Origin of the sequence: Clostridium sp. 1001270J_160509_D11 (assembly GCF_015667935.1) — a bacterium.
Classification (GTDB): Bacteria; Bacillota; Clostridia; order Peptostreptococcales; family Peptostreptococcaceae; genus Intestinibacter.
On sequence record NZ_JADPET010000153.1, the window covers coordinates 1 to 6,730 of the forward strand.

The window sequence follows — 6,730 nt, forward strand, 5'->3', positions numbered from 1 at the left end:
TACTGTAACATGAACATAAACTTATGAGCTATTTTTTTATCCATTTTTAAGTGTTGCACTTAATATGATAATTCATCATATTTAAAAATATTTAATAAAAAACTATTGCCAAATATATAAAAATAGAATACTATATAGATATATGGTTAACTACTCAAGCAACTAACCATATAAGGAGGTGGCGCTTTGAAGTTAGAACTTAATGATCATGAGCCGATATTTATCCAAATTTCAAAAGCTATAGAAGATGAGATTTTATCAGATTCAATAAAAGAGGAGATGCAAGTTCCGTCTACTACAGAGTTATCAAAATTTTATAAAATCAATCCAGCTACAGTTTTGAAAGGTGTGAATATATTGGTCGATAAGGAGATTTTGTTTAAAAAGAGGGGTATAGGTATGTTTGTATCTAAAGGTGCAAAAGAGATAATTAAAAATGGAAGAAAAGATAATTTTAAAGAAGTTTATTTAAAAGATTTGATTTCAGAAGCAAAAAAGCTTGGAATTACAAAAAAAGAACTTTTAGATATGATAAGTGATTTTAAGGAGGAGTAATATGGATTTGGCAATAGAAATAAAAAACTTAAATCATAGCTTTGGGAAAAAAATAATCTGTAATAATATGAATATAAACTTTGAATACGGAAAGATTTATGGTCTTTTAGGGAAAAATGGTACTGGAAAGAGTACACTTATCAACTTAATCGGCAATCAGCTTGTATGTAAAAGTGGTGAAATTAAGATATTTGGAAAAACTGTTAAAGAAGATATTTCAGTTTTGGAGGATATATGTATTGTAAGAGAGAAGGAGTTTTTCCTAAAAGATTATAAGGTTAAAAGCATTTTTAATATGCATTCTAAATTTTATAAAAACTATGATTATAACTTACAAAACAAATTATGTAGATTGTTTGAAATAAACGAAAAACTTACATATAAAAGTTTGTCTAGAGGTCAAAAGACCTTGCTTTCAAATATAATCGGAATTTGTTCAAACTGTCCTATCACAATATTTGACGAGCCGACAGTCGGGCTAGATGCAGTAAATAGAAATTATTTTTATGACGTTCTTATCGAAAGTTATAGTGAAAATCCAAGAACAATAATAATTGCAACTCACTTAATTGAAGAAGTTGAAAATCTATTAGAAGAAGTTGTAATAATAAAAGACGGGGATGTAAAAATTACTGATAACTTAGAAAATATAAGACAAAAGGCTTATTTTATAAGCGGAAATAAAAATAAGATAAATAATATTTTTGAGCTTAAAGATCAAAGGCCATTAAAACATTTTGGAGATAATTATACTTACTGGTATTACGGCGATTTGAATAAAACTATAAAAAATAAGATGGACGATTTTAATATATCTTATGAAAATATATCGCTTAATGAGTTATTTTTAAGCATGAATAGAAAGGATGTGACTTTATATGAATAAAAATCCGTTTTATGAAATTTTCAAAGGATATATTCCAAAACTTATAATGATAATATTTATATTGATTGCTGTGAACAATATAATCCCATTTATAAGCGGTATGAGAGATTATTTTTCAAATAATAGAGATGGGTTAATTTTTATAAATAGAACGTCTGATATATGTTATTTGGGGGTATTTCTTTTAACTTTAATATTTACGAATAACTTCATACCGCAGATGTTAAACATAAGAGGGGACAGAGGCGCTTGTATAAAATCATTTTTTAAGATTATGTTAATTGTTATAATACTAGCTTTAGTATCTGGATTAGTAGTCGAATTTTCTTTAGATTATATATGCAAATTATATAATATAAAAGCCGAATTTTATACTAGAACAAGCACAGTAGAGTGGCTTGGAGAAGGTATGGACAATATATTTATAATTTCAGGAATTAGATTTTTAAACAGCTTGTTTTTTATGTCAATCGCCTATATTTGTGGTTCTATGTTTTATAGATTAAAAATGAAATACAATATTTTAGTTTTTATATTAATTCCGGGTATATTATTGGGAGTTGTATTTAATATTTTATTTAGTAATAGCTATATTGGAGATAAACTTGGAACAATAGCGTGGAGCATAACTTGTTTTGTTGAAAAGCCGATCGTAACGATTGTTTTAGAAGTTTTACTTACAGCATTATTTACGATAATCGGAAATAAATTTTTAAAAAATGCGCCGATTGCAGAATATGCTCACGATTTAATATAAACAAAAAAGTAGGTATTATACTAAGTGATGTAATACCTACTTTTTTTAATATTTTCCTATAACAATCATAAAGAACCATATAATCATAAACGGTACATTTAGCATTAGCACCCATGATGGGGCGAAAGGACTTATTATGCTATAGCCTGCGATAAAGATTCCAGCAAGTACACCACACACCTTAATAACTTTATTACTTGTTGTAAATGCAGATGATATCAACCAAATTCCTTCAAAACAGTGCGCAGCAAGTCTTATTGTTAGACATAAAGAAAGACCATTTTGGACTGCAATGCCAAGAGAAGCATCTCCAAGGATGCTATAAAAATTGTTTATATAGAGAATACCGCTTAATATATCGAGTACAATCCAAAAGATACCAGCTGTTTTACCCCATTTAGGAGTTGCTAATTTGTTGATAAAGAAAAACATAGAAATGTGCCATATTATACCGAAATATTCTCTTACATATTCGCCAATTCCACCGTTTAATGCAAAAAGTGGCATAGAACATAGTAATATCACAAAGGATATCGTAGCCAAGGTTTTAAGTGGTGGTAAGTAATCATCTTCCATTTTAAAAGATACATTTAATTTTTCTTTCATAATAACCTCCATTTTAAGCAAAAATGCTTTATTAAAAATAATAAATATATTTGGTAAAGTCATTTTAATATACAAAAAGAAATGCTACAATAGTATCACAACTTATAAAACGGAGGCGATATAAATTGTATCATATCAAGCATGATAAACGTGTATATAAGTCAGCAAATCTTATATGTGATGGATTAGCAGAGATGTTAAAAGTGAAATATTACAGCAATTGTAAAAAGTAGACGATATGATATATTTTTATTTTCTACAAGAAAAAAAGAAAGTCAACTTATACAGAATATAGAAGTTGAAATGAATAAGCATGATTTGATGTATTGTACTCCCATACTTAATCAAATAGCCTTCGTAGCACTTGAAATTTGGGTAGAGAATGGTTGTAAGGAAAGTGCAGAAGAACTTTATAGTATTTTGAAACGAGAATTGAAGATAATCAGTGAAAATATGTAGTAAAAAAGGAGTGAATAGAATCACAAATTTTTAATTGTATTCACTCCTTTTTTAACACATATGAATTATATTAATTTATACATAGCCACAAATTATAAATTATATATATGTGTTTTAAAAATAGTTTTATTATAATATAAACTATTTTAATAAATAAAACTGGGAGTTAGACAAAATGGATTTTTTAAAATATTTTTTTAGAAAAACATCAAAATACTGTAATTTTAAGATGTTTGGATGGCAGCATATAGCTATATTATTCATAGGTACTTTGGGTATAATATCTATGATAAAGAGAATTGCTGTAAATAGGAAATTCGAAAAAATTATAGGTATAGTATTATTATCACAACAAATAATATTATATGCATGGTATTTACTATCAAAATACCATGTATTAACTGAAGGTCTACCATTATATCATTGCAGAGTTGCAATAATACTTATGGGAATTGGACTATTATTTAATAAAAGTATCTGTAGAAAATTAGGTTCTATGTGGGGATTGATAGGTGCAGTATTTGCATTAATATATCCATCAGGATTAGACCCATTTTTATTTCCTCATATAACTCAATTTTCTTTCTTCATAGGACACCTATTCCTTCTTTGGGGTTCTGTTTATTGCATATTTATAGAATGTGTTAAATTTGATAAAAAGGACTTTAAAACAGCTATATATTTCACTAATATATACCATGTATCTATGTTTATATTAAATCATATAATAGGATCTAATTATGGCTTTATGAGAGTGTCACCTATTGGTATAGGTAATAATTTGCATCCATTAGTATATGGATTTATAGTTATAGGTATATTTAATTTATTAATGATTTTCATGAATGTATTGATAAATAGACAAGAAAATAGTAGTGAAACAGTAGAATTAAACCTTAATGCAAATGCTTTATAAGTAGTAAAAATTTGGGCACATTATGAAAAAACTAGCTAATTTATTATAAATTTAGCTAGTTTTATTTTTTAAACATCTATCTCAATATGTTTTACATAAAATCTATATTAGGATATCCAGGTAAATTGTACTGTCCATTTTTTAAAGGAGTACCTAAGCTATCGATAAAATTATTTAGATCTTGCAAATTTGATTTTATCTTTCTTTCTGAATAGCAGTTTTCCTTTTTGAATGTAAGAATGAGCAAAACTACCTTAGATGCATTTGCTTTTTTTGCCTCTTTTAAGACACCTTTTGTAGATGTTAAAAGTTGATATCTTATCTCCATATTCTTATATAAATCATATCCATAAATATCATTATATAGACTATTTACTCTTGTAAATTTATTGTCAGATATACTATAAAGTAATTGTTTATAATCATTATTTCCAAATAACTCTTCATGAGCTGATTTCCCAAAATCTTCATCACTCTTGGCTTCAATTCCTATTACAACTTCACTTTCCTTAACACGTAATAAGTCATGGTGACGACCACCACCTCTACCTTCAAGACTTGTTACTGCTTCGGGTTCACCATAGAATATGCTATTTGGATTGCATCCTAACTGAGACAGTATAATTTCTATTTCTTTTGGAATACATCCATTTCCACCTATTATATATTTGGCTAATTCTTTAGCACTTCTTCCATCTTTCTAGTGTAGACTTGAATTTTGGGGTGGTGCAAAGTTGTACCAATCATCTACAGAATTAATTTGCTTAGTATTTTTCTTTAATTCTAACTTGTACATTTTGTATAAAAAGCCCCCCTACTTAATTAACATTTAAGTTCATCAAGATATTTTGATGATAACTTAATTATCTCATCAAGCTTTGTTTTAGCATTAATATTATTTATTAATAATTTTCCTTACGGTATTTGCAGTTCTAATTGTAATATTATCACTTATATTAGAACTAGTAGTTCTTGACCACCAATCAGGTGCATTATTTAATATTTCTTTTAATTCTTCTTGTAAAATAATAAAAATCGGTATGTCTAAATCAAATCTGTCTTTTATCATGGATTTTATATTATCTGAAAGAATATTTTTATCATCAATATCACTTGAAAAAATAACATTACCACTATTGAGATATGTAGAAACATCTGTAAAATGAAGTTTAATAAAGCAATATATCTGTTCATATAACAATTTTATCTCCATAATTATAATTTAAATATTTCTTTAAGACATAGCGTATGACAAATGATTAAGTGTATTTCTAAGAGACTGGCGTATTTATATTTCAGAACGATTTGTTTTTTATAATTTATCTTATTAATATTTTAACACTAAAATATATTTAATGAAGGCTATTTCATAAAAATGAAATACAATAAAAAAACCTCGCATTTTGTGCGAGGTTTTCTTGTCTAAAATACAGGTACTATAACACCTTTATAATGTTCTTCTAAGAATTTTTTAGATTTTTCACTAGTTAAAACTTTTTTAAGAACTTGAATTTTTTCACTATCTACATCATCAGTTCTACTTACGAGTATATTTGTATAAGTTCCATCTAATTTTGGGCAGTAGATACTGTCTTTATTAGCATCTAAGTTAGCTGCAACAGCGTAGTTACCATTTATAAATGCGCAAGTTACATCACTTAAAAGAGATGGAAGTTGAGCTGCATTTGCTTCGATAAACTCGATTTTTTTAGGATTTTCAACTATATCTTTAACTCCAGGATTTTCAACACCATCTTTTAATTTTATTAAACCTAGCTCATCTTGTAGATATTTAAGAGCTCTTGAGCCATTTGTTGGATCATCTGGAAGAGCAAATTTGTCGCCTGCTTTTAAATCATCAATAGATTTTATTTTATAAGAATATACGTATAATGGAGATTCATATAAACCAACTACTGGTGATAATTTATAACCTTTTTCTTCTTTTGCTTTATTTAAATATGGCTCATGTTGGAATAAGTTTGCATCGATTTCACCGTTGTCTAAAGCTTCATTTGGAAGGTTGTAATCATCAAATATTGTTATTTTAAGTTCGTAACCTTCTTTTTCAATATCGTCTTTTAAATACTCAAATAAATCTCCACCAGGAACTTGAGTTGCTCCCACTTTAATTACTTTGTCTTCGGCATCTGATTTAGAGCAACCTACTGAAAGTGATAATACTGCTAATAAGCATAATACAATAGATATAATTTTTTTTGATTTCTTCATAATAAGAAATACCCCCTTGTTGTGATTTTTTAAATAAGTCTATCTTCTTATATAAAGAATTTAAAAACTAAAAAAGGTCTGAGTATAAACTCAGACCACGTTATCAGTTTATACTTATCTTTCAGCACAATGCTGCAGGATTTAGCACCATATATAAATTATATTGGTTGCCGGGTTTCATAGGGCCAGTCCCTCCACCGCTCTTGATAAGACTTATTTAATTTATGTTATGAAGTATATTACAAATATTTTGAAAAGTCAACTGGTTTTTTGGAAATATTTGAAAAAATCTTAAATTTAAAAATAATTTATTTATAGA

Annotated in this window: 8 protein-coding genes and 1 riboswitch; of the genes, 4 read left to right on the top strand and 4 right to left on the bottom strand. The window is 27.2% G+C overall.

Translation table 11 applies throughout. The annotated features are described in order from the left end of the window. Positions 1 to 186 precede the first annotated feature (186 nt). The 3 genes from I4U58_RS11835 to I4U58_RS11845 are packed head-to-tail and all read left to right on the top strand — an operon-like array spanning position 187 to position 2,198. A complete protein-coding gene (locus I4U58_RS11835; RefSeq protein WP_195931551.1) occupies positions 187 to 555 on the top strand; it encodes a GntR family transcriptional regulator in 369 nt (122 codons plus the stop codon). 1 nt (position 556) lies between these two features. After that, positions 557 to 1,441, top strand: coding sequence for an ABC transporter ATP-binding protein (locus tag I4U58_RS11840; protein ID WP_195931552.1), 885 nt, complete (start codon positions 557 to 559; stop codon positions 1,439 to 1,441). Further along, on the top strand, positions 1,434 to 2,198 hold the full coding sequence (locus I4U58_RS11845) for a hypothetical protein (RefSeq protein ID WP_195931553.1): 765 nt from the start codon (positions 1,434 to 1,436) through the stop codon (positions 2,196 to 2,198). The genes I4U58_RS11840 and I4U58_RS11845 overlap by 8 nt, the downstream gene beginning before the upstream one ends. A gap of 45 nt (positions 2,199 to 2,243) precedes the next feature. Here the strand turns inward: I4U58_RS11845 and I4U58_RS11850 are convergent, their stop codons facing one another. Beyond that, positions 2,244 to 2,816, bottom strand: a complete 573-nt coding sequence (locus tag I4U58_RS11850) for a hypothetical protein (RefSeq protein ID WP_195931554.1) — start codon at positions 2,814 to 2,816, stop codon at positions 2,244 to 2,246. A gap of 622 nt (positions 2,817 to 3,438) precedes the next feature. Here I4U58_RS11850 and I4U58_RS11855 point away from each other — a divergent pair. Next, positions 3,439 to 4,179: a TIGR02206 family membrane protein gene (locus I4U58_RS11855; RefSeq protein WP_195931555.1), complete on the top strand. Its 741-nt coding sequence runs from the start codon at positions 3,439 to 3,441 to the stop codon at positions 4,177 to 4,179. Positions 4,180 to 4,270: 91 nt separating this feature from the next. On the opposite strand, the gene I4U58_RS11860 is transcribed toward I4U58_RS11855, so the two are convergent. From I4U58_RS11860 to I4U58_RS11870, 3 genes are all read right to left on the bottom strand, one after another. Then, positions 4,271 to 4,507, bottom strand: a complete 237-nt coding sequence (locus I4U58_RS11860; protein WP_195931556.1) for a hypothetical protein — start codon at positions 4,505 to 4,507, stop codon at positions 4,271 to 4,273. A 567-nt stretch (positions 4,508 to 5,074) separates the two neighbouring features. Next, on the bottom strand, positions 5,075 to 5,392 hold the full coding sequence (locus I4U58_RS11865; RefSeq protein ID WP_195931557.1) for a DUF1697 domain-containing protein: 318 nt from the start codon (positions 5,390 to 5,392) through the stop codon (positions 5,075 to 5,077). Between the two features lie 209 nt (positions 5,393 to 5,601). After that, positions 5,602 to 6,411: a MetQ/NlpA family ABC transporter substrate-binding protein gene (locus tag I4U58_RS11870; RefSeq protein ID WP_195931558.1), complete on the bottom strand. Its 810-nt coding sequence runs from the start codon at positions 6,409 to 6,411 to the stop codon at positions 5,602 to 5,604. Between the two features lie 111 nt (positions 6,412 to 6,522). Beyond that, positions 6,523 to 6,624: riboswitch (SAM riboswitch) on the bottom strand. Positions 6,625 to 6,730 lie beyond the last annotated feature (106 nt).